This window comes from Bradyrhizobium sp. GW821-FHT13H06, assembly GCF_058803975.1.
The window spans coordinates 279692-303778 of the sequence record NZ_JBXAPN010000001.1; the positions used below are offsets into that span (position 1 = coordinate 279692).

Consider the following 24087-nt stretch of genomic DNA (forward strand, 5'->3'; position numbering starts at 1 on the left):
GCCAACACCTTATTGGGAGGGTTAAGCCGTTATTTACTCGGCAGGTGTTTACTTAAAACACCAGTTCTGTTGCGTACGAGTGAGTAACCATGTCCGCTGTCGCCGAGTTGCTTTACTCGCGCCGCGTGCCGCAGGTCGCGGCGCTGGCGCTGATCTCCTTCAGCTTTGCAGGGTGCAGCGCCGACATGTCGTCGCGTCTGTCCCAGACGAATTTCTCCAATCCCTTCGCCTCGGAATCCACGGGATCGGTGCAGCAGGCGCCGCCGCCGCAGCGTGAGCTGCCGCAATATACGCGGCCGCAGACGCAGCCCGGCTATTATCAGTCGCAGCCCCTGCCGGCGCCGGCAGTGTCCGCGCCGCAATCCTATCCCGTCGCGTCGGGTGGGGGAGTGTCCGGTGGCGGACGCGGCGTCGGTTCCTATGCGCCTCCGGCGCAGCCGCATCTCGAGACCACGGCCACCGTGCCGCCGCGCTCGGTTGCGGCCGCCCAGCCAGCCGGCGGGACCAAGATCATCGTCGGTACCAGCGATACGCTGGACGTGCTGGCCAAGCGCTATCGCGTCACGCCGCAGGCGATCCTTGCCGCCAACGGCTACAAGGGGCCGCGCGCGCTCTCGCCCGGCCAGCAGCTGATCATCCCGCATCCGGCGACGGCCGCTGCTCCGGTGCCCGCGCCGGCGATGGCGCCCGTTGCGGCAGCGCCCGCGGCCAAGCCGGTCGCGGCCATGGCTGCGCCGCCGAGCACCCATTTCGTCAATCGCGGCGACACGCTCGCCAGCATTGCCCGGAAGAACCACGTCTCGGCGGCCGAACTCGCCCGCGCCAATGGCCTCGATCCGTCTGCAAAACTCAAGCTCGGCACCAGGCTGACCGTGCCCGGTGCCAAGACTGCCGCCGTCGCGGCGCCTGCAGCACCGGCCACAGCTGCGCCCGTTGCGGGAACGCTCCAGCCCGTCGCGGCTGCTCCCGCGCCTGCCACCAAGATGGCGGCGGCCGCGCCGGTGCAGAGCGCGCGCCTGGCCCAGGCGACGGCCAATGTCGAAGAGAAACCCGCCGAGACGTCGGCGAAGGCCGCGGAAGCCACCGGCGCGCTGCCGACCTTCCGCTGGCCGGTCCGCGGCAAGGTGGTCACGAGCTACGGCGCCAAGACCAATGGCAAGGCCAATGACGGCATCAATCTCGCGGTGCCCGAAGGGACGCCGGTCAAGGCGGCTGAAGACGGCGTCGTCGCCTATTCCGGCAACGAGCTGAAAGGTTACGGCAATCTGGTCCTGGTTCGGCACTCCAACGGCTACGTCACCGCATATGCCCATGCGAGTGAGCTGTTGGTGAAGCGCGGCGACACCATCAAGCGCGGCCAGGTCATTGCCAAGTCGGGTCAATCCGGGGAGGTGGCGTCGCCGCAGCTCCACTTCGAGATCCGCAAGGGATCGAGCCCGGTTGATCCGCTTCAATTCCTGAACGGGGCGTGAGGCTTCGCCAGGCTCTCACTGTACGAACGGTGTCATCGCCCGCCCTGTGCGCAATTGCGCACTGGAGCGGGCGATCCAGTATTCCAGAGACAGTTGTGCTCTTGCCGGGAAGCGCGGCATCCCCGCTTTCGCGGGGAATGACCGTGGCTTGTGTGGTGGCAGTTTCGACTACTTCGCCGTCAGCTTCACGCCGAGCCGTCCCGCCAGCTCCTGCACGAACTGCCAGGCGACGCGGCCCGAGCGCGAGCCGCGCGTCGTGGACCATTCCAGCGCCTCGCGCTCCAGCGCGTCGTCGTCGATCCTGACGCCGAAATGGCCGCAATAGCCGCGCACCATGGCGAGATATTCGTCCTGGCTGCAGCGGTGAAAGCCGAGCCAGAGGCCGAAGCGATCCGACAGCGACACCTTCTCCTCGACCGCCTCGCCCGGATTGATCGCGGTCGAGCGCTCGTTCTCGATCATCTCGCGCGCCAGCAGGTGGCGGCGGTTCGAGGTGGCGTAGAGAATGACGTTCTCGGGCCGGCCTTCGATGCCGCCTTCGAGCACGGCCTTGAGCGACTTGTAGGAGGCATCGTTGCCGTCGAAGGAGAGGTCGTCGCAGAACACGATGAAGCGGAAGGACGAGGCCCGCAGTTGATCCATCAGCGCGGGCAGGCTCTCGATGTCCTCGCGGTGGATCTCGATCAGCTTCAGCCTGTCGGCCGGTTTGCGCTCCGCGTTGATGCTGGCATGCGCTGCCTTCACCAGCGACGACTTGCCCATGCCGCGCGCACCCCAGAGCAGGGCGTTATTGGCCGGCAGGCCATTGGCGAAGCGCTCGGTGTTCTCCATCAGGATGTCGCGCATCCGGTCGACGCCCTTCAGCAGGAACAGCTCGACGCGGCTGACCCGCGGCACGGCCGCAAGGCGGCCGTCGGGATGCCAGACATAGGCATCCGCCCGTTCGAACGACTCGCGCTCGACGGCCGGCATGCCCTGGGCGGAGAGGTGCGCCGCGATCGTCTCCAGCGCGCGGACGATGCGCTCCTGCGAGAGGTCTGGGGCTGCCTTGGCGATGGCTTTGGAGGCTGCCGTGGGGCGTTTTGCCGCGACGCGGGCGCGCTTCTTGGCAGGGGTGCGGGGGCCTTTGCCGGCCGGGCTTTTGCTTGGTTTTTTGGGCATGTCCGAAGTTCCTGAGAACGCAGCCTTATCGGGCCTCACGGCGCGCCGCAAGGTGGCCCAAAAGGGCGGTCTGGCAGCGTTGCAATTGGGGCAATGGCCGCTATAGTCCGCGCGAATTTGACCGAACCGGTCGCCCTCGAGGGCCTGACCGGCTTTCCCCCGTTCTCACGAGGATCGTCCGAATGCTGATTACCCCTGCGTATGCCCAGGCCGCGGGCGCCGGCGACACCAACAGCATGTTGATGTCGCTGCTGCCGTTCGCCCTGATCTTCGTGATCATGTACTTCCTGATTCTGCGTCCCCAGCAGAAGAAGGTCCGCGACCACGCCGAGCTCGTGAAGAACATCCGCCGCGGCGACACCGTCGTGACCTCGGGAGGCCTCGTCGGCAAGGTCACCAAGGTCGTCGACGACGACCAGATCGAGTTCGAGATTTCCGACGGCGTGCGCGTGCGGCAGATGCGCCAGATGATCTCCGGCGTGCGAGCCAAGGGCGAGCCGGCGAAAGAAAGCTCGAAGGATAGCGCCAAGGACGACACCGCGGCGAAGTGAGCGCTCGCGCGAGTCTCTCAAGTCTCCTGATCTGACAGGTCCAGTCGATGTTGTATTTCACGCGGTGGAAGGCGCTGGGGATTATCCTGACGGCGCTGATCGTGTGCCTCTGCGCGATCCCCAACTTCTTCCCCGAGGCGGAGGTCAAGACCTGGCCCGCCTGGGCGCAGCGCAGGCTCGTGCTCGGCCTCGACCTCCAGGGCGGCTCCTACCTGCTGCTCGAGGTCGATTCCAACTACGTGAAGAAGGAGCGGCTCGACCAGGTCCGCGACGACGTTCGCCGGACGCTGCGCGATGCCAAGATCGGCTTCACCGGCGGCGTCACCGTGCGCAACGACGCGGTCGAGGTTCGGATCACCAAGGAATCCGATGCGCAGGCTGCACTCGCCAAGCTGCGGGAGCTGTCCCAGCCGTTGGGCGGCCTCATGGGATCCAGCGGTCAGCGCGACCTCGAGGTGGCCGATGCCGGCGGCGGTGTGATCCGTTTGAGCATCCCGCAGGCCGCGATGCTCGACCGCATGCGCAAGACCATCGAGCAGTCGATCCAGATCGTCGAACGCCGCGTCAACGAGCTCGGCACCGTCGAGCCCGTGATCCAGCGCCAGGGCAATGACCGCATCCTGGTGCAGGTCCCGGGTCTTCAGGACCCGACGCGCCTGAAGGAACTGCTGGGCAAGACCGCGAAGATGGAATTCCGCATGGTCGACACCTCCGTGCCGCCGGACCAGGCGCAGCAGGGGCGGTTGCCGGCGGAATCCGAGCTGCTGATGAGCGCATCGCCGCCGCCCACGCCCTACGTGGTCAAGAAGCAGGTGCTCGTCGCCGGCGGCGACCTGACCGACGCCCAGGCGAGTTTCGACCAGCGTACGGGCGAGCCGGTCGTCAGCTTCAAGTTCAACACCTCGGGCGCGCGCAAGTTCTCGCAGGCCACGACGGAGAACGTCGGACTGCCCTTCGCGATCGTGCTCGACAACAAGGTGATCTCGGCGCCCGTGATCCGCGAGCCGATCACCGGCGGCCAGGGTCAGATCTCCGGCAATTTCACGGTGCAATCGGCCAACGATCTCGCGATCCTCCTGCGCGCCGGCGCGCTGCCGGCGCCGCTCACGGTGGTCGAGGAGCGCACCGTCGGTCCGGGCCTCGGCCAGGATTCGATCGAGAAGGGCGAGCTTGCGGCCTATGTCGGCTCGATCCTCGTCATCGTCTTCATGCTGCTGACCTACCGTCTGTTCGGCGTGTTCGCCAACATCGCGGTGGCGATCAACGTCGCGATGATCTTCGGCCTGCTGTCGCTGCTCAATGCCACGCTGACCTTGCCCGGCATCGCCGGCATCGTGCTCACCGTCGGCATCGCGGTGGACTCCAACGTGCTGATCTACGAGCGTATCCGCGAGGAATTGCGCGGCGGCCGCAACGCGATCTCGGCCATCGACGCCGGCTTCAAGCGGGCGCTCGCGACCATCCTCGATTCCAACATCACCACCTTCATTGCCGCCGCGGTGCTGTTCTACATCGGCACCGGCCCGGTGCGCGGCTTTGCCGTGACGCTCGGCATCGGCATCATCACCACGGTGTTCACCGCCTTCACCATGACCCGGCTGATCGTCGCCTGGTGGGTGCGGTGGAAGCGGCCGCAGAGCGTGCCGATCTAGGAGCCTGATCGTGACTCACACCGTTCTCATCGGGCTCGGCGTCCTCATTGCCATCCTCACCGTGGTCTCGGTGTTCGGCTGGCTGCCGTCGCTGCGCATCGTCCCTGACGATACGCATTTCGACTTCACGCGCTTCCGCCGCATCAGCTTCCCGATCTCGGCGCTGCTGTCGATCGTCGCGATCACGCTGTTCTTCACCCATGGCTTGAATTTCGGCATCGATTTCAAGGGAGGCACGCTGCTCGAAGTGCGGGCCAAGTCCGGCGCCGCCGACATCGCGGCGATGCGCACGACGCTGGATGGCTTGCGTCTTGGCGAAGTCCAGCTGCAGCAGTTTGGCGGACCCGAGAACGTCCTGATCCGCGTCGCGGAGCAGCCGGGCGGCGACGCTGCCCAGCAGGAGGCCGTGCAGAAGGTTCGCGCCGCGCTTGGCGATTCCGTCGAATATCGCCGCGTCGAGGTGGTCGGCCCGCGCGTCTCAGGCGAACTGCTGGCCTATGGCATGCTCGGTCTGATGCTCGCGATCCTAGGCATCTTGGTCTATCTCTGGTTCCGCTTCGAATGGCAGTTCGCGCTCGGCGCCATGATCGCGAACGTGCATGACATCGTGCTGACCATCGGCTTCATGTCGATCAGCCAGGTCGATTTCGACCTGACCAGCATCGCCGCACTGCTGACGATCCTGGGCTATTCGCTCAACGACACCGTCGTCATCTACGATCGTATCCGTGAAATGCTGCGGCGTTACAAGAAGATGCCGATGCCGCAGCTTCTCAACGAGTCCATCAACTCGACGCTCTCGCGCTCGATCATCACTCACTTCACGGTGACGCTGGCGCTGCTCGCGCTGCTGTTGTTCGGCGGGCACGCGATCCACAGCTTTACCGCAGTGATGATGTTCGGCGTGGTGCTGGTCGGTACCTACACCTCGATCTTCATTGCGGCCCCGATCCTGATCTACCTCGGCGTCGGCGAGCATCGCGAAGATGCGGTGGAAGCGACTACGCCGGCGAAGAAAAACAAGGCATGATCCGAACCTCGTGCCCTCGCAGGAGTTTGCGGGGGCAGTAAGCCCATTCGGACGAAGCTCATGGCCGGCGATCCCAATGCTCCGCATTTCCCGCGCTCGGCGCCGATCGATGCCTATGGCAAGGGCGGCTTCGCCTTTGCCGGCATGTCGCATCGGGGCTCGCTGCTCTGCCTGCCGGACGCGGTCTGGGCCTGGGACGTGACGGACCCCGCGAAGATCGACCGCTATTCGCTGGATCGGGTCTTCACGGCGGCCAACAGCATCGACACGCTCCTGGTCGGCACCGGAACCGGGCTGTGGCTGCCGCCGCCGGAGCTGCGTCAGGCGCTCAAGGCGGTGAGGGTGGTGCTGGACACGATGCAGACCGGACCCGCCGTACGCACCTACAACATCATGATCGGCGAACGGCGGCGGGTTGCCGCTGCGCTGATCGCCGTGCCATGAGCAGCCCTGCGCCGCCGCCCGATTCCGTTGCCTTCTGCGCCGATCTGGTGCGCAGCCATGACTTTCCGCGTTACGCCGCGACCCTGTTCGCGCCGGCCGCCGAGCGCCGTGCGTTGCTGGCCCTGTATGCCTTCAACGTCGAGATCGTCCGCGTCCGCGACCAGGTGAGCCAGCCCTTGCCCGGCGAGATCCGCCTGCAATGGTGGACCGACATGTTGTCGGGCCATGTCCATGGCAGCGCCGAGGGCAATCCCGTGGCAGCCGAGCTGCTCCGCGCGATCCGTGATTTCAACCTGCCGGTCGAGCCGCTGTCGCTGCTTGCCGACGAGCACCAGTTCGATCTCTACAACGACCCGATGCCGACCATGGCCGCGCTGGAAGGCTATCTGGCCGCGACCTCATCGGCGCTGTTCGGTCTGGCGGCGCAGGTCTTGGGACCGCCGTCCGAGGCGGTCGAGCATCTCGCCCGCCATGCCGGGCTGGCGCAGGGCATCGTGCAGGTCATCGCCAACTTGCCACGCGATGCCGCGCATCGGCAGTTGTTCCTGCCGCAGCAGCTGATGGAGAGGCACAATTGCAGCATCGAGGATGTCTTCGCCGGCACGGATACACCCCATCTCCATGCGGTGCTGGAGCAGCTTGCGGGTGAAGCCCGGCAGCATCTGACGACGGCTTCGTCGCTGCTGGCGCAGGTGGCACCGTCCATGCGGCCGGCGTTTCTGCCGCTGAGCCAGGCGCAGGCCGATCTCGAGCGCCTGTCGCGTCCGGGACGCAACCCGTTTACGCTGCAGCCGTCGTCGCGGCTGCGCACGCTCTGGACATTGTGGCGCGCCTCGCGATCGCGTGAATTTACCAAATAGCGGCTGGCTTATCGCCTGAGCCGGCCAAATGCTCTATGCTGTCCTATGGCTGACTTGTCCCGAAGCACGTCCGATCTCAGCGGCTTTCCGGTCGCACCAAGCGACATTCTTGCCGCCGCCGAGACCATCCGCGGCGCCGTCGTCGAGACGCCCTGCAGCCATAGCCGAACACTGAGCAGTATCTGCGGCTGCGACATCTGGCTGAAATTCGAGAACCTCCAGTTCACCTCCTCGTTCAAGGAGCGCGGCGCGCTCAACCGGCTCACCGCGCTGACGCCGGAAGAGCGCGTGCGGGGCGTGATCGCAATGTCCGCGGGCAACCACGCGCAAGGCGTCGCCTACCACGCCAAGCGGCTCGGCATTCCCGCCACCATCGTAATGCCGATCGGCACGCCCATGGTGAAGATCGAGAACACCAGGCACCACGGCGCCGAGGTGGTGGTCACGGGCGCGACGCTGGAAGAGGCGGCCGCCTTCGCGCGCAGCCACGGTGAAGCGCGCGGCATGATCTTCGTCCACCCATATGACGATCCGCTTGTCATCGCGGGGCAGGGCACGATCGGGCTGGAAATGCTGAAGGCGGTACCGGATCTCGACACGCTGGTCGTTCCGATCGGCGGCGGCGGGTTGATCAGCGGTATTGCCATTGCCGCGAAATCGATCAAGCCATCGCTGCGGATACTGGGCGTCGAGGCCTGGCTGTATCCATCGATGTACAACGCGATCCATGACGGCAATCTGCCGGCGCGCGGCGATACGCTGGCCGAAGGCATCGCGGTGAAATCGCCGGGGAAGATCACCACCGAAATCGTCCGTCGTCTCGTCGACGACATCGCGCTGGTCAACGAAGCCGAGCTCGAGCGTGCGGTCGCAACCCTGATCTCGATCGAGAAGACGGTGGTCGAGGGCGCCGGCGCCGCCTGCCTCGCCGCGCTGATGTCCGATCCGTCCCGCTTTGCCGGCCAGAAGGTCGGCCTGGTGCTGAGCGGAGGCAATATCGACACGCGGCTGATTGCCTCCGTCCTCACCCGAGAGCTGGCGCGCGAGGGGCGGCTGACGCAGTTGTCGCTCGATATTCCTGATCGCCCCGGGCAGCTTGCCGCCGTGGCCGCGCTGCTGGCCGAAGCCGGCGCCAACATCATCGAGGTCTCGCATCAGCGGACCTTCTCAGATCTTCCGGCCAAGGCGACGCTGCTGCAGCTGGTCATCGAGACCCGCGACAGCGCGCATCTCGACGAGGTGATGGCGAGACTGAGCGCATCCGGACTGAGCGCGCGCTGCACCTGAGCGGTGCGCGGGCATGCCGCTACCGCGACGCCAGAGCCGCGAGGTGACCGATCAGCCGATCGATCTCGGCTTCGGTGTTGTAATAGTGTGGCGATGCCCGCACGAGCGGCGGCAGCGAGCGGAGCTCGGCATCGATGCGGGTACTTGATGGATCCGACGCGCCGATCGTGATGCCGGCGGCAGCGGCGCTGCCCACGATGGCGTCCGCCTCATACCCGTCCATCGTGAAGCTGACGATGGCGCCCGGCGCGCGGCCGAGGTCGCGAATGGCGAGGCCGCGGACGGACGCAAGGCCGCCCCGAAGGCGGTCCGCCAGCAGACGGCAGCGCTGCCCGATGGAACCCATGCCGATATCGAGTGCGTAATCGACGGCAGCGCCGAGCCCGAGCCGGGCCGCATAATTGTTCTCCCAGGTCTCGAAACGGCGTGCATCGTCCCGCAGCCGATATTCATCCCGCGAAACCCAGGGTGCGGCGAAATGGTCGATCATCGGTGGTTCGAGCTGTTGCAGTAGAGCCCGGCGGACGTAGAGAAAGCCCGTGCCGCGCGGGCCGCGCAGGAACTTTCGCCCCGTGGCCGACAGCATGTCGCAGCCGATGGCATCGACGTCGACGGCCATCTGGCCGACCGCCTGACAGGCGTCGAGCAGATAGGGAATACCATGTGCCCGCGCGATCTTGCCGATCGCCGCGGCGGGATTGACCAGCCCGCCATTGGTCGGAACCCAGGTGATGGCGATCAGCTTTGTGCGCTCATCGATCATGCGTTCGAGCGCGTGCACGTCGAGTTCGCCGCTGGCATCGCTCGGCACGACATCGATCGTCGCGCCGGTTCGCTTCGCGACCTGAAGAAAGGCGACATAATTGGCGGCGTATTCGGCCTCGGCCGTCAGGATGCGGTCGCCCTTGCGGAAGGGAAGCGCGTAGAACGCCATCTGCCAGGCAACCGTCGCGTTCTCCACCAGGGCGATCTCGTCGGGTGCGGCATTGAGCAGGCGCGCCACCGAGTCATACACCGCGTCGAGCCGATCGGACTCACGGTCGGCGGCGGCATAGCCTCCGATCTCGCTTTCCAGATCGATGTGTCCCTTGATCGCCGCGACGACCGGCGCCGGCATCAGAGCCGCACCCGCATTGTGCAGGTATGCGAGCCGGGAGGCGGCAGGCGTGTCGGCGCGTATCCGGTCGATGTCGATCACCTCCGCCTCCGCTTCTCGCGATCTTCGTGCATGAATTAGACGCGTCGAGGACTGCGAGCAAGACGGCGCAGTCTGGCTCAGATGCAGAGGCTGAGCAGCTTGATGGTACAGGTGCTGGATTTGGGCTTGGTTGCGGGCGCCGCCTCGCGCTTCACGACAACCAGCGGCTCCTTGTCCTTCTTGCCCTTACCCTTGCCCTTCGGCTCGTAATCGCCGGCGATCACCATGGCCCAATAGGTGCGCTTGCCGTTGGCATTCTTGGCGCTGGCGATGCCGACGCGGGAGGCGTTGTGCAGCAGGAGGTTCTTGCGGTGCCCGGACGAGTCGATCCACTGTCCCAGCGTCTTCTCGAAATTGTCGTAGCCGTAGGCGATGTTCTCGGCGGCGCGGCCTGCGCCCGCCGGCGCGACGCGGCGGTTGAAGGGCCCGAGCGCGTCGTGACTGAGGTCGTCCTTCGCCGCCATCGCGCGGGCCTGATCCATGGCGATGCGGTCGAGGGTGGCATCGCGAACGACGGGGGCCTCACCATGCTTGAGACGGAAGCTGGAGATCAGCTCGGCCGACGAGTCAGCCATCGCGGGCGCGCCTGCCAGCAGCAGAAGGCCGGCGATCATCCCGCCAATCACACGATGCATCATCGTCCCCCGAGTGCCCATGATCTTTGCCAGCCCTGCGCTATCCAAGCATTTCTCTATCGCCAATGTGGACGCTTCAAGGCACGCCGCAACGCTAGCTCGCCGGCAGCTTCGCCTCGAAATTGAAGCGGTCGCGCAGGTTCTTGCGCTGCTCCAGGATGTCCTTGAGGAAGGCGCGGTCCTGCTCGTTCTTCATCATCGGCTCGATCAGGTCGAGCTGGTTCATGGCCACCAGTTGCAGGACCTCGGTGCGCGGCGCGCCGCTCGCGTTGCGCGGCAAGGCGTGCACGATCTGGATGTGCTCGGGCGGCTTCGGTCCCTTGGCGGCGGCAAGCTCGCTGCGGAGCTGGCCTTCGAGCGCGGCCTGATCGGCTTCGACGAAGGCATAGAGCCCGACGCCGGAGCGGCGGTCGGCAAAGGCGACGATGGCGGTGTCGCGCACGGCAGGATTCCGGCGGATCAGCTCGGCGAGCACCGGCGCGTCGTTGACGAGCCTGCGGCCGCCGCCCTCGCGGTCGGTGAAGTTGAACAGGCCGCGGGTGATGGCGCGATAGACCTTCTTGCCGGTGGCGAGCCACAGGCGCGCGGCGAACGACTTCTTCGCGAGGATCTTCCGCTCCCGCGGCGTCAGCGCCTCCGGCGCGTAGGAGCGCTTGTGCTTCAGCAGATGCCGCAGGTCTTCATAGGCGAGGATGCGATAGAGCCGGCCGCGACGGTTGAAGCACGCGGCAAGCTGAAAATCGGTCACGTAGGCGCGGCCGTCGCGGCCGACCAGCCAGTTCTGCTCCTTGGCGAGATCGTTGTGGCAGATACCGGCGCGGCGCAGCCGGCGCAGCGCGGCCTTGGCCGAGCGGAAATAGGCGAGATCGCCATACGGTTTTGCCAGATGCAGCGCGACGCCGTCGACGAAGCCGCGCACCAGCGCGCGGCGTCCGGCCCACAGCAGTTCGGGACCGACGTTGAGGCCTTTGGCGCGCACCAGCGCATGCTTCTCGCGGGCGAACAGATGGCGTGCCAGCAGAAACGACCACCATGGCACCTCGTCGAGCCGGCGCAGCACCGCATCGGTCTCGCCGCTCTCGGCGCGGAAGCGGCCGCGCTCGACGGTCGAGAACACGTCGCGCTTGAGCAGCACGCCTTCGATCCAGCGCGCCGACAGCTCTGCGGCGTCGTCTTTGGGGAGGCTCATCGAAGACTCATGCGGCGGCGGCAATGCGAAGGTGATCGGCGATCCAGCGATCGAGATCGGCGAGCGCCCGTGCGCTCAGCGCCTGTTTCTTGGCCACCGTCTTCTCGTTGCCGCGCAATCGCGTGCCGTCGGGCTTCTTCGTCGGCACCGTTGCGAGCGGCGGGAACAGGCCGAAATTGATGTTCATCGGCTGGAACGACCGTGTGCCCGGCTCGATGGTCTCGATATGGCCGCCGGTGATGTGGCCGAGCAGCGATCCGAGCGCAGTCGTGCCCGGCGGACTGACAAGCGTCTCGCCGCGCGCCTCCGCTGCCGCATAGAGACCGGCGATCAAGCCGACGCTGGCGGATTCCACATAGCCCTCGCAGCCCGTCATCTGGCCGGCAAAGCGCAGCCGCTTCTGTGCGCGCAGCCGCAACTGGGTGTCGAGCAGCTTCGGCGAATTCAGGAAGGTGTTGCGATGCAGGCCGCCGAGTCGGGCGAACTCGGCCTTCTCCAGACCGGGAATGGTGCGGAAGATGCGCTGCTGCTCGCCGTACTTCAATTTCGTCTGGAAGCCGACGATGTTGTAGAGCGTGCCGAGCTTGTTGTCCTGACGGAGCTGCACGATCGCATAAGCCTTCGTGGCGGGATCGTGCGGATTGGTGAGGCCGACGGGCTTCATCGGACCATGGCGCAGCGTCTCGGGGCCGCGCTCCGCCATCACTTCGATCGGCAGGCAGCCGTCGAAATAGGGCGTATTGGTCTCCCATTCCTTGAATTCGGTCTTCTCGCCGGTCATCAGCGCGGCGACGAAGCTGTCATACTGCTCCTTTGTCATCGGGCAGTTGATGTAGTCGGCGCCATTGCCGCCGGGGCCGACCTTGTCGTAGCGCGACTGGAACCAGGCCACCGACATGTCGATGGACTCGCGGTGCACGATCGGCGCGATGGCGTCGAAGAAGGCGAGCGCGTTCTCGTCGGTCAGTTCGCGGATGGCGTCGGCCAGCGGCGCTGAGGTGAGGGGGCCGGTGGCAACGATGACGTTGCTCCAGTCGGCAGGCGGCAGGCCCGCGACCTCGCCACGGGCGATCTCGATCAGGGGATGATCTTTCAGCGCCTTGGTGACGGCCGCCGAGAAGCCGTCGCGGTCGACCGCGAGTGCGCCGCCGGCGGGCACCTGGTTGGTATCGGCCGCGCGCATGATCAGCGAGTCGAGCCGGCGCATCTCCGCGTGCAGGAGGCCGACGGCGTTGTTGGCGGCGTCGTCCGAGCGGAACGAATTGGAGCAGACGAGCTCAGCAAGCCCATCAGTGCGGTGCGCCTCGGTCATGCGGGTCGGTCGCATCTCGTGCAGCACCACCGGCACGCCGGATTTCGCCACTTGCCAGGCAGCTTCAGAACCGGCGAGGCCGGCGCCGATCACGTGGACGATGTTGGATTGGGGTCCTGTCATGGGGCGGACAGGTAGCGCTTTTCGGCGGAGAGTGGAATCGCCGAGATCGAGTTTTCTGCCACCAGATACGACAACGCCCGCACGAGGCGGGCGCTATCGGGTCGTCCGGTCGGGGCTGAAATGATCAGCCCTGATACTGACCGGCGGCAACGCGCGGGATGTCCGAGCGATCGAGGCCGATATCGGCCAGTTCGCGATCGCTGAGTTGGGACAGCTCGGCAACATTGCGCTGATAGTCCCGGAAGGCCTGGATCATGCGGATGAGCGAGAGCAGCATTGGTAGTCTCCTGTAGTTCGATTCAGCTCTTGCCCGAGCCTCATCGTTGAAGTGAATATAGATGGGAGTAGTGCAGTGCGAAAGTTCCTATGTTGCGATGCAGCTAAGCGCAGAGTGCATAGCGTCTGTAACGGACGATTAACCTGAGGGCGCTCCCGCCCAAGCAACGGGCACGGTCTCGTGCAAGGCGTAACAAATGTCCGTGAATTCACGGACTTATCGTGTCAGAGTGAGCTGTAATGCGTCAGGGAAATATGTTGCGTTTCCTCGGCCCGCCAGGACCCGAACTAGCTACTGAACCCAAGTCATACATGCGCGATTCGCATGAGTCAGGAACAAAAGATATGAATATTAGTTCATTCATATCTGCTATGGATCGCCCTAGATGTTTGTCGTTGTTCGACCGGTGAACGCCCCTGCACGCTGAGTGCACGCTTTGCGTGCAGCATTCGTTACAGGCCTGTTATGAAAGACAGCATTTCTGCATGCCGCTCTGCGCCATGTGCAGCATCACGCAATTCTCGCAGAGAATTTATTGCGACAAGTTGACGCGCCTAGATGAAAGTCGTGCCGCAGAATCCGGCAATGTCGCTGGTCTGTGCAAGGACAAGAAGGAAGGTAACGTCATGTCGAAGTTACTCGGGGTTATCGCAATCGCTGCCGTTGTGTTCGCCGTCGCGCCGGCTGAGGCCGCCAAGCACGCCGCGGGCGGCTGCAGCGGGGCCAATCTGGAGAAGACGGAGACCGCGATCGAGAACATGGCCGACGGCGACGGCAAGTTCGTCGCGCAGAAGGAAATCGCGTCGGCACAGGACGCGCTGCTCAACGGCAAGATGGGCGTGTGCGGTGCGCATCTGAACAAGGCGATGCAGGCGACCATGGCCAAATAGGACCAAATAAAAACTGAGAAGTCAGCGCACCAAAGAGAGGGCCGATCGCCGCGCGATCGGCCCTTGCTCGCTTGTCCGGGGGCTTAAGGGGCGCGCGCCAGCTGGGTGGCGAAATAGGCAATGGTCTTGGAATAGACCTCGCTCTTGTTCCATTGCTGAAGCACCGCAAAATTCGGACTGCCCGGCTGCCAATCCTTGCCTCGTTGCCAGCCATAGCCGGCGAGATAGTTGGCGGTGGAGGCGAGCACGTCGGGCGCGTTATGCAGGAGATCGCGCTTGCCATTGCCGTCGAAATCGACGGCATATTTCATCCAGGATGACGGCATGAACTGGGTCTGGCCGAGCTCACCGGCCCAGGCGCCCTTCATATCGGCTGGGGCGAGATCGCCGCGCTGGACGATGCGTAGCGCGTCCATCAACTCGGCGCGAAACTGCTCGGAGCGGCGGCAGTCATAGGCAAGCGTTGCCAGCGAACGGATCGTCGCGAACTTGCCGGTGTTGACGCCGAAATCGGTCTCCAAACCCCAGATCGCAACCAAGATCTCGCCGGGCACTCCATAGGCCTGCTCGATGCGCGACAGCACCGAGCCGTATTGCTTCATCATGTTGGAGCCGCGCTGCGTGCGTGGCGGCACCATGCGGCCGGAAAATTCCTCGAAGGACTGGGTGAAGACCTTTTGCGAGCGGTCGCGGTTGAGCACGCTCTGATCGAGCGTCACGCCGGCAAGCCCGGCGGCGATGGCCTGCTGCGAGATGCCTTTCGCCGCAGCGTCGGTTTTGAAATCCGCAAGCCAGGCGTCGAAATTGCCCGAGCCGCAGGCAACAGCAGCGAGCGCTGGCTGGGCTGACAGGATTGAAGCGGAGAGGGCGAAGGCTGCGAGAGCAAGACGAGAAATCGTCGGGGTCATTCGAGTAAATGAATTCCGTGAAGCGATCTGGTGGGCGCAATCTCGGTTGGAACCGCGGCCAAAGCAAGGCGCACAGCAGCGTGCGATCCTGCCCGAGCCAGGGCAAGGCAGGATCGCATGTCACGATATCGTCAGGCGTCGGTCCGATTGCGCCAGGGGAAGAGGTTGGCCGGGAAGTCGGCGGCCGGCTTGCGCGGCCGATGCGGCGGGGGCGGCACCGGGCGCGCCCCGGGCTCCGAGACGATCACCTTGCGGTAGAGGTGCCACGTGGCATGGCCAAGCAGCGGGATCACCACGGCAAGGCCGAGGAAGGCCGGTATTGTGCCGAGCGCGAGCAGCACCGCCACAATGAAGCCCCACGCCGCCATCGGCACGGGGTTTCTTGCGACGACCCGCAGCGACGTCACCATCGACTCGAATGCGCCGGCATGACGGTCGAGCATCAAGGGGAACGACACGACGCTGATACAGAGCGCGGCGAGCGCGAACAGGAAGCCGGTGCCGCAGCCAACCGCGATCAGCCACCAGCCTTGCTGAGTCGTCAGCACACGCGTCACGAAGTCCGAGAGTCCGGTCACGCCCTCGTAGCCGAACGCTGCGATGTAGATCGCCTGCGCGGTCGCGACCCAAGTGACGAGCAGGGCGAGCAGCAATGTGCCGAGGCCCAGCATCGCACCGAACGAAGGCGAGCGCAGCACCTCCATGGCATCCCAGGCGCTGGCCGGTTCATAGCGCTCGCGCCGGCTGGAGAGTTCGTAGAGTCCGAGCGCCGCGAAGGGCCCGATCAGCGCGAAACCGGCAGCCAGTGGAAACAACAGGGGTAGCACTGAATAGCCCATCACCACGCGGGCGAGGACGAGGCCGAGCACCGGGTAGATCACGCACAGGATGATGGCGTGGCTCGGAACGGCCTTGAAGTCTTCCCAGCCGCGCCTGAGCGCGTCCCGCAGATCGGACAGTCGGATGGTTCGGATCACCGGTCCAGCCGTATCCGCGGGCTGGGCCATCGTGGGGACATTGCCCTGGTAGAGTGTGGCCATGGTCGCTAGCTCCCTTGCCAGGCAGCCAAGACCGGCGCCGGCAAACGGCGCAAGCGGCCGCCATTCTCTGAAATCTCGCGATCCCGACCACACGCGAATTCCGGCTGGCATCGCGAGCTGAATGCCAACCATACTCCCAAGTCCAAGCCCTGTCCCTCATGCTCGGGTGAAATTCGATGCCGCGGCGCAACCACAACGACGTCATTCTGTCGTCATTTCGCCGCAGATAAGCTGATGCTGCTGTTAGCCCGCGGAAGTTGCGGGCGCGGCGCGGCAACTTCGTCTATAAGTGCCACTCAAGGCCCTTCCAACGGATTCCTTTTCGGGGAGCAGACATGAGCATTTTCGGGAAAATCATGAGCGCGATCTTCGGCAGCCAGCCGGCCTCCGCCGCGCCTGCCGGTGGCACAGCTTCGCCCGGCGCGCCCGCAAGCGCGCCAGGCGCTTCGGCGCCGGCCGCCGCGCCCATGGCTGCCGTCGACGTGGCGGCGATCGTCGACAAGGCGGCGGCCGCACACAAGGGCGAGAAGCTGGAATGGCGCACCTCGATCGTCGACCTCATGAAGGCGCTCGACATCGATTCCAGCCTCGCTGCGCGCAAGGATCTCGCCAAGGAACTCGGCTACGGCGGCGACATGAACGACTCGGCCAGCATGAACGTCTGGCTGCACAAGCAGGTGATGTCCAAGCTCGCAGCAAACGGCGGCAAGCTGCCGCCGGAGATCAAGCACTGACCCGCCCCGGGTCGTGCCGGAGGGGCCCGCGATCTCGCGGGCCCCTTTGCTTTCAGGCGACCAGATCTGCATCCTCCGGATGCCTGTCGAGATAGTCGACGACGAAGCTGCAGCCGGCGATCACCTTCCTGCCGTCGCGCCGGATCAGGTCCAGTGCGCCCTTGACCAGTTCGGAGCCGATGCCGCGGCCGCGCAGCGCGCGTGGCGTCTCGGTGTGGGTGATGATGACGGCGGACGGCGTCAGCCGGTAGTTGGCGAAGGCGATGTCGCTGTCGACATCGAGCTCGAAGCGGCTCCTGTCCTTGTTGTCGCGTACCGATGCCGCCATGAGGGATCCTTCTGAAATGCAGATTGCCTCCTGATCTAGGAGGCTGCCTCCGCCCTTGCCAAGGTGAGACCAAGGCAGGTTGGTGCAGAGGAGATATCCGCAAATGCGCGCCGCTGTGACCGCAGTGCAGTATGGACATCGCGCTCTGCGAGCATGGCCCGGCGATCGCAAATATTCCTCGATACAGCTCTTGCAAGCCGAAGTTCGGTTCCCACGTCCTGGAAAGGACATACGCCCGAATGCGGCCGGCAGGGTCGCCAGATATTCGGAGTGTCGTGATCGCCAGCCGCAGACGTATGCCTCTTTTGCAGGAGGGTACGATGTCGGACTCTGGTTTCTTGAAGACTCATCGAACATGGGAAGACTGGTGCGGGATGCTGCTTGGCGCGGCGATCGTCGCTTCGCCGTGGTTCCCCGTCCAGGATCAGGCGGTCACCGGACACCAGACGGCCATCCTGAATACCGTCGCGATCGGTCTGATCGTGTTTGGCATCAGCCAGCTCGAATACGTGGCCTTGCAGCGGTGGCAAGAGGTGACCACGATCCTGGTCGGGCTGTGGCTCATCGCCTCGCCTTACGTGATCGGTTATTCCGCCGACGGCTTCCTCCGCGTCTACCACACGGCGCTCGGTGCGGTGGTGGTGCTGCTCGGCATACTCCAGCTGTGGCAGGACTGGGGTCAGACTGACCAGGACCTGCTCAAGCATGGGCAATAGGCCGTAGATGCCGGCAGGCCCGCCGGCCACGGGCGGCGGGCCTGTGCACTCATCTTGTTACGAGATCTGCATAGTCCGGGTGCTTGTCGATCCACGCCTTCACGAACGGGCATTGTGGGATCAGCTTCAATCCGGCGGCGCGGACGTGGTCGAGTGCGCCTTGTACCAGCTTCGAGCCAATGCCCTTGCCACCAAGTTCCTTCGGCACGTCCGTATGCTCGAATGTGATCACGTTGCCATCGAGCTTGTAGTGCTCGGTCGCAAGATGGCCTTCCACCGCAAGCTCGTAGCGGTGTTGCGCCTTGTTGTTGATAACGTCGCTCATGTCGTGGCCCCTCCAACTGCCAGCCTCGCGCACGAGACCGTAACGCGCGGTCGGGTCGGCAGGTTTCCGATGTTGCGGTCGTTCGGTTCAATCGGTCGCTTTGGCCAGCCTGGAATCCTCGGGCTGCGGCGGCTGGCGGAGGCAACCCTGGCAGATGATCAGGGAACGGTTGACCCTGGCGTCCTGCTCGGCCTCGATGCCGTCCTGCGCCTGCCACCATTCCTTCGAGTGGGGCTGAACGCCGGCTTGCGACCTGTTGCGCTCGGCGTGGGCAGCGGTGTGCGTTGGTTGTGAAGCAGCGCGCGGCCGGTTGGGATCCTCGCCGGCGCCATCCCAGGCATAACGCGCAGGCTTGAAGGCGGGATCGGAAGCCAGATGCGCCTGTGGCGCAACGGCACATCCGGCGAGCGCCAGCGTGAGCAGGATGACGGCGGGCGCTTTGATCATGGAATGCACTCTGTACGCGGAGACGGATGAAGGGTGCGCCGATCATGTTTAAAATTCACTGAACAATTGCGATTGTGGCTGCGACCAACGCCAATGCGATATCTGATCCTCCTGCTCACATTGCTCGTGGCAAGCGCACGCGCCGACGACGCAAAGCCGTTCAATCCGGCCGACTATCCACCGGGCGTGCAGACCGCGCTGCGCTACGCCAATGAGGAATGCGACGCCCAGGAGGGCGGCGAGGTGACCTTCGCGCCAAACACCGTGCGCAAGATCGACCTCACCGGCGATGGCCGCGAGGACTACATCGTCGATTTCCAGGACACCAAATGCGGCGATCGCGAGACGACGTATTGCGGAACCGGCGGCTGCGTCATGAAGATCCTGGTGACACTGCCGGAGGGCAGGGTGCGCGAGGTGTTCGGCGGCCATGTCCTCCGCTACAAGATCATGGCGCCGCCGTCGAAGCGCGGCGCCGCCCGCACCATCCGCTTCGATCTGCATGGCAGCTTCTGCGGCGGCTTCGGTCCGCAGACCTGCATCAAGCAGAAGACCATCGCAGCGACGCCGTTTGCGTTCAAGCAGCCGTAGAGCTGGTCCGCAGCCGCCGGCCTTGCAGGGGCGCTGGCGATGGCGATAAATGGGCGGCAATAAGCGGGCAGCTTGTGCGCCGCCCGTCGTCGAAGAGGAAGCCCGATGCAGCCCCTGCGCATGTCCCGCCGCGTCATGAATCTTGCCTACATGCTGACCCAGAATGCGCGGCGGCATGGATCGCGCCCCGGCTTCGTCTGGGGTGACAAGTCCTGGACCTGGCGCGAGATCGATGCACAGGTCTCGGCGTTGGCTGCGGCGCTCGCCGCACGCGGCATCGCCAGGGGTGATCGCATTCTCGTCCATTCCAAGAATGGCGATGAGATGTTCGTCTCGATGTTCGCCGCGTTCCGGCTCGGCGCGGTCTGGGTGCCCACCAATTTCCGCCTGATGCCGGACGAGGTCAGCTATCTCGCGCAGGCCTCCGGCGCCAAGGCGTTTCTGTGCCATGTCGATTTCCCCGAGCACGCTGCGGCGGTGAAGGGCGGCGCGCTTGAGTTCACCTGGAGCATCGACGGCAAGGCACCATTCGCGGATATGTCGGTTGCCGATGCCATGGCCTCGCGGGCAGGAACGGCAGTCGAGAACGTCGCTGTCGAACACGACGATCCCTGCTGGTTCTTCTTCACCTCCGGCACCACCGGCCGTTCCAAGGCGGCCGTGCTCACCCACGGCCAGATGGGGTTCGTCGTCACCAATCATCTTGCCGATCTGACGCCAGGCGTGACGGAGCAGGATGCCTCGCTGGTGGTGGCGCCGCTGTCGCACGGCGCCGGCGTGCATCAGCTGATGCAGACCGCGCGCGGCGCATGCACGGTGCTGCTGCCGACCGAAAAATTCGACATCAACGAGGCGTTCCGCCTGATCGAGGCGCATCGCGTCAGCAATCTCTTCACGGTGCCGACGATCCTCAAGATGATGGTCGAGCATCCCGCCGCCGACAAATACGATCATTCCTCGCTGCGTCAGGTGATCTATGCCGGCGCGCCAATGTATCGCGAGGACCAGAAGGCCGCGCTGAAGAAGCTCGGTAAGGTCATCGTGCAGTATTTCGGCCTTGGCGAGGTCACCGGCAACATCACCGTGCTGCCGGCCGCGCTGCACGACCCCGAGGACGGCCCGCACGCGAAGATCGGCACCTGTGGCTTCGAGCGCACCGGCATGCAGGTCTCGATCCAGGACGACGAGGGACGGGAGCTTGCCGCCAACCAGAGCGGCGAGATCTGCGTGATCGGGCCTGCGGTGTTCGCCGGCTATTACGACAATCCCGAAGCCAATGCGAAGGCATTTCGCAATGGTTGGTTCCGCACCGGCGATCTCGGCCACATGGACGAGGAGGGATTCGTCTACATCACTGGACGTGCCTCCGACATGTACATCTCCGGCGGCTCCAACATCTATCCGCGCGAGATCGAGGAGAAGATCCTGACGCATCCTGAGATCGGCGAGGTGGCCGTGCTCGGCGTGCCCGATGCGACCTGGGGCGAGGTCGGAATAGCTGTCTGCGTTGCGCGCGAAGGCGCGAAGCCAGTGAGCGAAGCGGAGATGGCGGCGTTCCTCTCGCCAAAGGTGCCGCGCTACAAGATGCCGAAGCGGTTCTTCTTCTGGGAGGCGCTGCCGAAGTCCGGGTACGGCAAGGTGCCAAAGCGGATGGTGCGCGATGAGCTCGAGGCGCGCGGGCTGCTCGATCTCGACAAGACCAAGGCAGGCTGAGCGCAGGTGATGCGGAGTATCAAGCAGCCGGGCCCGCCCGTCGCCGAACGCATTCAATGGGTGGAGGCGAGGGGACGTGCCTTTTCCTTCACGCTTCAGGCAGGACTGCCGCTGCTGGAAGCTGCACGTCGCGGATTTGCGGCAGAGGGATTTACCTGCGGCGTGCTCAATTTCGGCCGCGGTGCGCTCGAACCGTTCGCCTATGTCATGCCGGCGCTGTCGAAGACCGGCGAGAACGCGGCATTCTACAGCGAGACATATCGGCCCGAAGGCGTGACGCGCACGAAGCTTGGCAGCATGACGCTGGGCGTGCGGGACGGCGCGCCGTTCTTTCATTGCCATGGGCTCTGGACCGAGGCCGACGGCAAGGCAGGCGGCGGCCACATGCTGCCGGACGAGACCGTTGTGGCCGAGCCCTTCGAGGTCGAGGCGTTCGGCATCGATGGCGCGATGTTCACCGCCGAACCCGATCCGGAGACCAATTTCAAGCTGTTCGGGCCCGTCGCGGTCGCGAGCACCGGCGCCCGCACGACGAGCCGAAGCTTCGCATTGCGGCTGCGGCCCAATCAGGATTTCGCCGGCGGCCTCGAGGACTTCTGCCGTGCACATGGCATTGCGCGTGCGAAAATCCACGGCGGCGTCGGCTCGACCATCGGCGCGCGTTTCACCCATGGCGGCGTCACCGAGCCGTTCGCGACCGAGCTGGCGATCACGGCCGGTGCGATCGCGCCGGGCGCTTCCGGTGAACTGCAGGCCGCGCTCGATGTTGCGCTGATCGATTACACCGGCGGCATCGCCGAGGGCCGCCTGATCCGCGGCGACAATCCCGTGCTGATGACCATGGAGCTGGTGCTGGAGGCGCTGGCGTAGCTGGTCAGGCCTGCGCGGGCGGGGTACAGCCTTTACAGCTCTCTTGTTCCTGTTATGTTCTGGTGATGGTCTCAGGGGCGGGCAATGGCACGAAAAGGCAATCGGACGATCAACCTGCCTGCGCCGTATCTGAAGCGGGTCTGGCTCGATCCCTCGCAAGTTCACGATCGCGAGGTCTATCCGTTTTGCCTGCCCATCTTTCCCGATGATTTCGAGCTCATCTTCGACGCGGCCATCACCATCATCGTGGGAGAGAACGGGACCGGGAAATCGACGATCCTCGAGGGCATCGCGGCGCTCGCCGGCTATGACGATGCCGGCGGCGGCAAGGGCTACAGGCCGGTCGATCATTCCGAAGCGCGCGAGAAGATGGGCGGCCAACTCTCGAAGGCGCTGCGCGCAAGCTGGCTGCCGAAGATCACCAATGGCTGGTTCTTCCGTGCGGAGAGCTTTTTCTCGGTTGCGCGATATCTGGACAAGGCGGCGCGGGACGTCGGCCAGGTCGGTCCCGATTTCCTCTCGCACTCCCACGGTGAAGGCTTCCTGCGCTTCTTCGAAGAACGCTGCCAACGCCAGGGCATCTTCATCTTCGACGAACCGGAATCGGCGCTGTCGCCGGCGCGCCAGATCGAATTCCTGAAGCTGCTGCGCCGCATGGAAGAGTCCCGCATCTGCCAGGTGATCATGGCGACGCATTCGCCGATGCTGATGGCCTATCCCGACGCGCGGCTGCTGCGGCTCGGGAAATACGGCCTGGAGCCGACGACGGTCGAGCAGACCGATCATTACCGGGTGATGCGGGAGTTTTGTACTGATCCACGCGGGTTCGTGGAAGCGACGCTGGCGGAGTAGGGGCGCACCCGACGCCCCACACTCGTGTCCCGGACAAGCTGCAACGCGTGAGCGTTGCGGCGCAGAGCCGGGACCCAGGAGCTCGCGCGTCGTGCTGCCCATGGGCCCCGGCTCAGCAGCGCACCGCCGAAGGGGCGCTGCGCTGCGTCCGGGGCACGAGAGCCCGAATTTCTCTAGCATTGCTACCCGCATTATACGCGCAGTTTCCCGTTCTCGCGGCACATCGTGTCCGAGCTTTGTGTTGATCGCCGCCCTCAAAAGTGCCGAGGGCGCAGGGAAGGCCGGGTGCCGGCTGGCACCCGCGGTCCACTGTGCGAAAGCGTGTGCTAAAAACACTGCACAGCGGCATACAGGTGAAGCCAAACGTCCGGCCTTCCCTGCGCAGTGGTTTACGGCTTATGTCGTGATCTCCTCGGGGAGCGATGCACTATTGCCCCCGTCGCCTTGCGGATGAGCGACGGTGCGAACCCGGTCGGGCCGCAACGTCACCGCAAGCCTTGGCGCACAGACCCCGGGCGCCAGGACCACACGATTTTGCCGTACGCTGGCTGCGCCCGTCGTGTGCGCGCCTCGTCTGCTCACGGAGTGATCCGCCCTGCAAACGGCCTGCGCGCGACGCTGCCTGCGTCCACCACATTCCCATCCCGCGTTCGTGACGATCGCGATCCGCCCCTCGGCCCGGGCTGGGGTGGCCAAAACATGCGATAATTCCGAATTCGAGTAAAGCGAATTATTTTCGCCCGCAGGAGTTGACCGTGGTCTGGCGTGTTTTGCCCGTCAGGCACCGCAACGGATGGTGTGATGGTGGGGAGCGCGCCGCCACAGCCGCGCCACGAACCGGTCTCCCCACCGTCCAAAAATGCGCTACGATGCTTCCAGCGCGCTTCAAGTCGCGCAGGATCAAGTGAGGAAACGACATGAGGATGACGATGGGACCGGCGATCGCCGGGGTCGCGGCGCTGGCGGTGGCGGGGATGGCACTGACGACGGCGTTCGAGCCGGTCTGGGCGCACGGGCCGACGCGGCAGAAGGTGAGGGAATCCATCGAGATCAACGCGGCCCCGGCCAAGGTATGGGCGGTGATCGGCAATTTTCAGGACATGAGCTGGCTCCAGCCCGTCACCAAGACCACGGGCGAGAAAGGCAACGAGATCGGCGCGACGCGGACGCTGACGCTCACGGGCGGCGCAACGGTCGAGGAGGAGCTCTACAAATACGAGCCCGACATGCTCAGCTATTCGTACCGGATCACCAAGGTCGACGTGAAGGTGCTGCCGGTGACCAATTATTCCTCGACACTGACGGTGTCGCCGGCGCCGGACGGCAAGGCGAAGCTGGAATGGGCCGGCGCGTTCTATCGCGGCTATCCTAACAACGATCCGCCGCCGGAGCTGAGCGACGAGGCCGCCAGGACCGCCGTGAGCGGGCTGTACAAGGCCGGGCTCGAGGCGCTCAAGAAGAAGATCGAGAGCGGAAGCTGAT

The 24087-nt window shown here is 65.0% G+C and carries 26 protein-coding genes; 15 read left to right on the plus strand and 11 right to left on the minus strand.

Annotation, left to right across the window (positions count from 1 at the left end):
- The first annotated feature begins 89 nt into the window (after nt 1-89).
- Nucleotides 90-1472, plus strand: a complete 1383-nt coding sequence (locus AC1RQP_RS01360) for a peptidoglycan DD-metalloendopeptidase family protein (protein WP_492935654.1) — start codon at nt 90-92, stop codon at nt 1470-1472.
- Nucleotides 1473-1640: 168 nt separating this feature from the next.
- Here AC1RQP_RS01360 and AC1RQP_RS01365 read toward each other — a convergent pair whose 3' ends face one another.
- The gene (locus tag AC1RQP_RS01365) at nt 1641-2633 is read right to left on the minus strand and encodes an ATP-binding protein (protein WP_492935655.1); all 993 of its coding nucleotides are present in this window, start codon (nt 2631-2633) and stop codon (nt 1641-1643) included.
- 182 nt (nt 2634-2815) lie between these two features.
- Between AC1RQP_RS01365 and yajC the strand changes: the two genes are divergently transcribed.
- Genes yajC through AC1RQP_RS01395 form a run of 6 tightly spaced genes read left to right on the plus strand, consistent with a single transcriptional unit; the run spans nt 2816 to nt 8457 of the window.
- On the plus strand, nt 2816-3184 hold the full coding sequence (yajC, locus tag AC1RQP_RS01370) for a preprotein translocase subunit YajC (RefSeq protein ID WP_028179502.1): 369 nt from the start codon (nt 2816-2818) through the stop codon (nt 3182-3184).
- A 47-nt stretch (nt 3185-3231) separates the two neighbouring features.
- Nucleotides 3232-4836 (plus strand): protein translocase subunit SecD, encoded by a 1605-nt coding sequence (gene secD / locus AC1RQP_RS01375; RefSeq protein WP_239623744.1) that lies wholly within the window; start codon nt 3232-3234, stop codon nt 4834-4836.
- A gap of 10 nt (nt 4837-4846) precedes the next feature.
- A complete protein-coding gene (gene secF, locus AC1RQP_RS01380; RefSeq protein ID WP_239623743.1) occupies nt 4847-5866 on the plus strand; it encodes a protein translocase subunit SecF in 1020 nt (339 codons plus the stop codon).
- Nucleotides 5867-5926: 60 nt separating this feature from the next.
- Nucleotides 5927-6310 (plus strand): Mth938-like domain-containing protein, encoded by a 384-nt coding sequence (locus tag AC1RQP_RS01385; RefSeq protein ID WP_239623742.1) that lies wholly within the window; start codon nt 5927-5929, stop codon nt 6308-6310.
- Nucleotides 6307-7170, plus strand: coding sequence for a phytoene/squalene synthase family protein (locus AC1RQP_RS01390; protein ID WP_492935656.1), 864 nt, complete (start codon nt 6307-6309; stop codon nt 7168-7170). The genes AC1RQP_RS01385 and AC1RQP_RS01390 overlap by 4 nt, the downstream gene beginning before the upstream one ends.
- Before the next feature lie 45 nt (nt 7171-7215).
- Entirely contained in the window at nt 7216-8457 is a 1242-nt protein-coding gene (locus tag AC1RQP_RS01395) for a threonine ammonia-lyase (RefSeq protein WP_028179507.1), read from the plus strand.
- Nucleotides 8458-8476: 19 nt separating this feature from the next.
- On the opposite strand, the gene AC1RQP_RS01400 is transcribed toward AC1RQP_RS01395, so the two are convergent.
- The 5 genes from AC1RQP_RS01400 to AC1RQP_RS01420 all read right to left on the minus strand — a co-directional run bounded on the left by AC1RQP_RS01400 (nt 8477) and on the right by AC1RQP_RS01420 (nt 13191).
- Entirely contained in the window at nt 8477-9655 is a 1179-nt protein-coding gene (locus AC1RQP_RS01400) for an aminotransferase class V-fold PLP-dependent enzyme (RefSeq protein ID WP_492935657.1), read from the minus strand.
- Between the two features lie 77 nt (nt 9656-9732).
- On the minus strand, nt 9733-10290 hold the full coding sequence (locus AC1RQP_RS01405; RefSeq protein WP_492935658.1) for a CAP domain-containing protein: 558 nt from the start codon (nt 10288-10290) through the stop codon (nt 9733-9735).
- Nucleotides 10291-10384: 94 nt separating this feature from the next.
- The gene (locus tag AC1RQP_RS01410) at nt 10385-11479 is read right to left on the minus strand and encodes an AMP-binding enzyme (RefSeq protein WP_492935659.1); all 1095 of its coding nucleotides are present in this window, start codon (nt 11477-11479) and stop codon (nt 10385-10387) included.
- Between the two features lie 7 nt (nt 11480-11486).
- Nucleotides 11487-12914, minus strand: a complete 1428-nt coding sequence (gene trmFO / locus AC1RQP_RS01415) for a methylenetetrahydrofolate--tRNA-(uracil(54)-C(5))-methyltransferase (FADH(2)-oxidizing) TrmFO (protein ID WP_492935660.1) — start codon at nt 12912-12914, stop codon at nt 11487-11489.
- 124 nt (nt 12915-13038) lie between these two features.
- Nucleotides 13039-13191, minus strand: coding sequence for a DUF1127 domain-containing protein (locus tag AC1RQP_RS01420; protein WP_007590701.1), 153 nt, complete (start codon nt 13189-13191; stop codon nt 13039-13041).
- A 626-nt stretch (nt 13192-13817) separates the two neighbouring features.
- Between AC1RQP_RS01420 and AC1RQP_RS01425 the strand changes: the two genes are divergently transcribed.
- On the plus strand, nt 13818-14081 hold the full coding sequence (locus AC1RQP_RS01425; RefSeq protein ID WP_492935661.1) for a hypothetical protein: 264 nt from the start codon (nt 13818-13820) through the stop codon (nt 14079-14081).
- Nucleotides 14082-14164: 83 nt separating this feature from the next.
- Here AC1RQP_RS01425 and AC1RQP_RS01430 read toward each other — a convergent pair whose 3' ends face one another.
- Both AC1RQP_RS01430 and AC1RQP_RS01435 read right to left on the minus strand, forming a co-directional pair.
- Nucleotides 14165-14989: a lytic murein transglycosylase gene (locus AC1RQP_RS01430; protein ID WP_492935662.1), complete on the minus strand. Its 825-nt coding sequence runs from the start codon at nt 14987-14989 to the stop codon at nt 14165-14167.
- Between the two features lie 131 nt (nt 14990-15120).
- The gene (locus AC1RQP_RS01435) at nt 15121-16029 is read right to left on the minus strand and encodes a DUF2189 domain-containing protein (RefSeq protein WP_492935663.1); all 909 of its coding nucleotides are present in this window, start codon (nt 16027-16029) and stop codon (nt 15121-15123) included.
- A gap of 335 nt (nt 16030-16364) precedes the next feature.
- Here AC1RQP_RS01435 and AC1RQP_RS01440 point away from each other — a divergent pair, with 335 nt between their 5' ends.
- Entirely contained in the window at nt 16365-16763 is a 399-nt protein-coding gene (locus AC1RQP_RS01440) for a DUF3597 domain-containing protein (protein ID WP_239623734.1), read from the plus strand.
- A gap of 52 nt (nt 16764-16815) precedes the next feature.
- Here the strand turns inward: AC1RQP_RS01440 and AC1RQP_RS01445 are convergent, their stop codons facing one another.
- A complete protein-coding gene (locus AC1RQP_RS01445) occupies nt 16816-17091 on the minus strand; it encodes a GNAT family N-acetyltransferase (protein WP_492935664.1) in 276 nt (91 codons plus the stop codon).
- A gap of 320 nt (nt 17092-17411) precedes the next feature.
- Here AC1RQP_RS01445 and AC1RQP_RS01450 point away from each other — a divergent pair, with 320 nt between their 5' ends.
- A complete protein-coding gene (locus AC1RQP_RS01450; RefSeq protein WP_492935665.1) occupies nt 17412-17807 on the plus strand; it encodes an SPW repeat protein in 396 nt (131 codons plus the stop codon).
- Nucleotides 17808-17856: 49 nt separating this feature from the next.
- Here the strand turns inward: AC1RQP_RS01450 and AC1RQP_RS01455 are convergent, their stop codons facing one another.
- Both AC1RQP_RS01455 and AC1RQP_RS01460 read right to left on the minus strand, forming a co-directional pair.
- Nucleotides 17857-18132, minus strand: a complete 276-nt coding sequence (locus AC1RQP_RS01455) for a GNAT family N-acetyltransferase (protein WP_239623731.1) — start codon at nt 18130-18132, stop codon at nt 17857-17859.
- 87 nt (nt 18133-18219) lie between these two features.
- Nucleotides 18220-18579 carry a hypothetical protein gene (locus AC1RQP_RS01460; protein WP_492935666.1) on the minus strand — a complete coding sequence of 120 codons (360 nt, stop codon included), beginning with the start codon at nt 18577-18579 and terminating at the stop codon, nt 18220-18222.
- A gap of 93 nt (nt 18580-18672) precedes the next feature.
- Between AC1RQP_RS01460 and AC1RQP_RS01465 the strand changes: the two genes are divergently transcribed.
- The 5 genes from AC1RQP_RS01465 to AC1RQP_RS01485 all read left to right on the plus strand — a co-directional run bounded on the left by AC1RQP_RS01465 (nt 18673) and on the right by AC1RQP_RS01485 (nt 24086).
- The gene (locus tag AC1RQP_RS01465) at nt 18673-19170 is read left to right on the plus strand and encodes a hypothetical protein (protein ID WP_492935667.1); all 498 of its coding nucleotides are present in this window, start codon (nt 18673-18675) and stop codon (nt 19168-19170) included.
- Nucleotides 19171-19275: 105 nt separating this feature from the next.
- The gene (locus AC1RQP_RS01470; RefSeq protein WP_492935668.1) at nt 19276-20883 is read left to right on the plus strand and encodes an acyl-CoA synthetase; all 1608 of its coding nucleotides are present in this window, start codon (nt 19276-19278) and stop codon (nt 20881-20883) included.
- 9 nt (nt 20884-20892) lie between these two features.
- Nucleotides 20893-21753 carry a PCC domain-containing protein gene (locus AC1RQP_RS01475; protein WP_492935669.1) on the plus strand — a complete coding sequence of 287 codons (861 nt, stop codon included), beginning with the start codon at nt 20893-20895 and terminating at the stop codon, nt 21751-21753.
- An 84-nt stretch (nt 21754-21837) separates the two neighbouring features.
- Entirely contained in the window at nt 21838-22605 is a 768-nt protein-coding gene (locus tag AC1RQP_RS01480; RefSeq protein ID WP_492935670.1) for an AAA family ATPase, read from the plus strand.
- A 917-nt stretch (nt 22606-23522) separates the two neighbouring features.
- On the plus strand, nt 23523-24086 hold the full coding sequence (locus tag AC1RQP_RS01485; RefSeq protein ID WP_194393833.1) for an SRPBCC family protein: 564 nt from the start codon (nt 23523-23525) through the stop codon (nt 24084-24086).
- The last annotated feature ends 1 nt before the right edge of the window (nt 24087 follow it).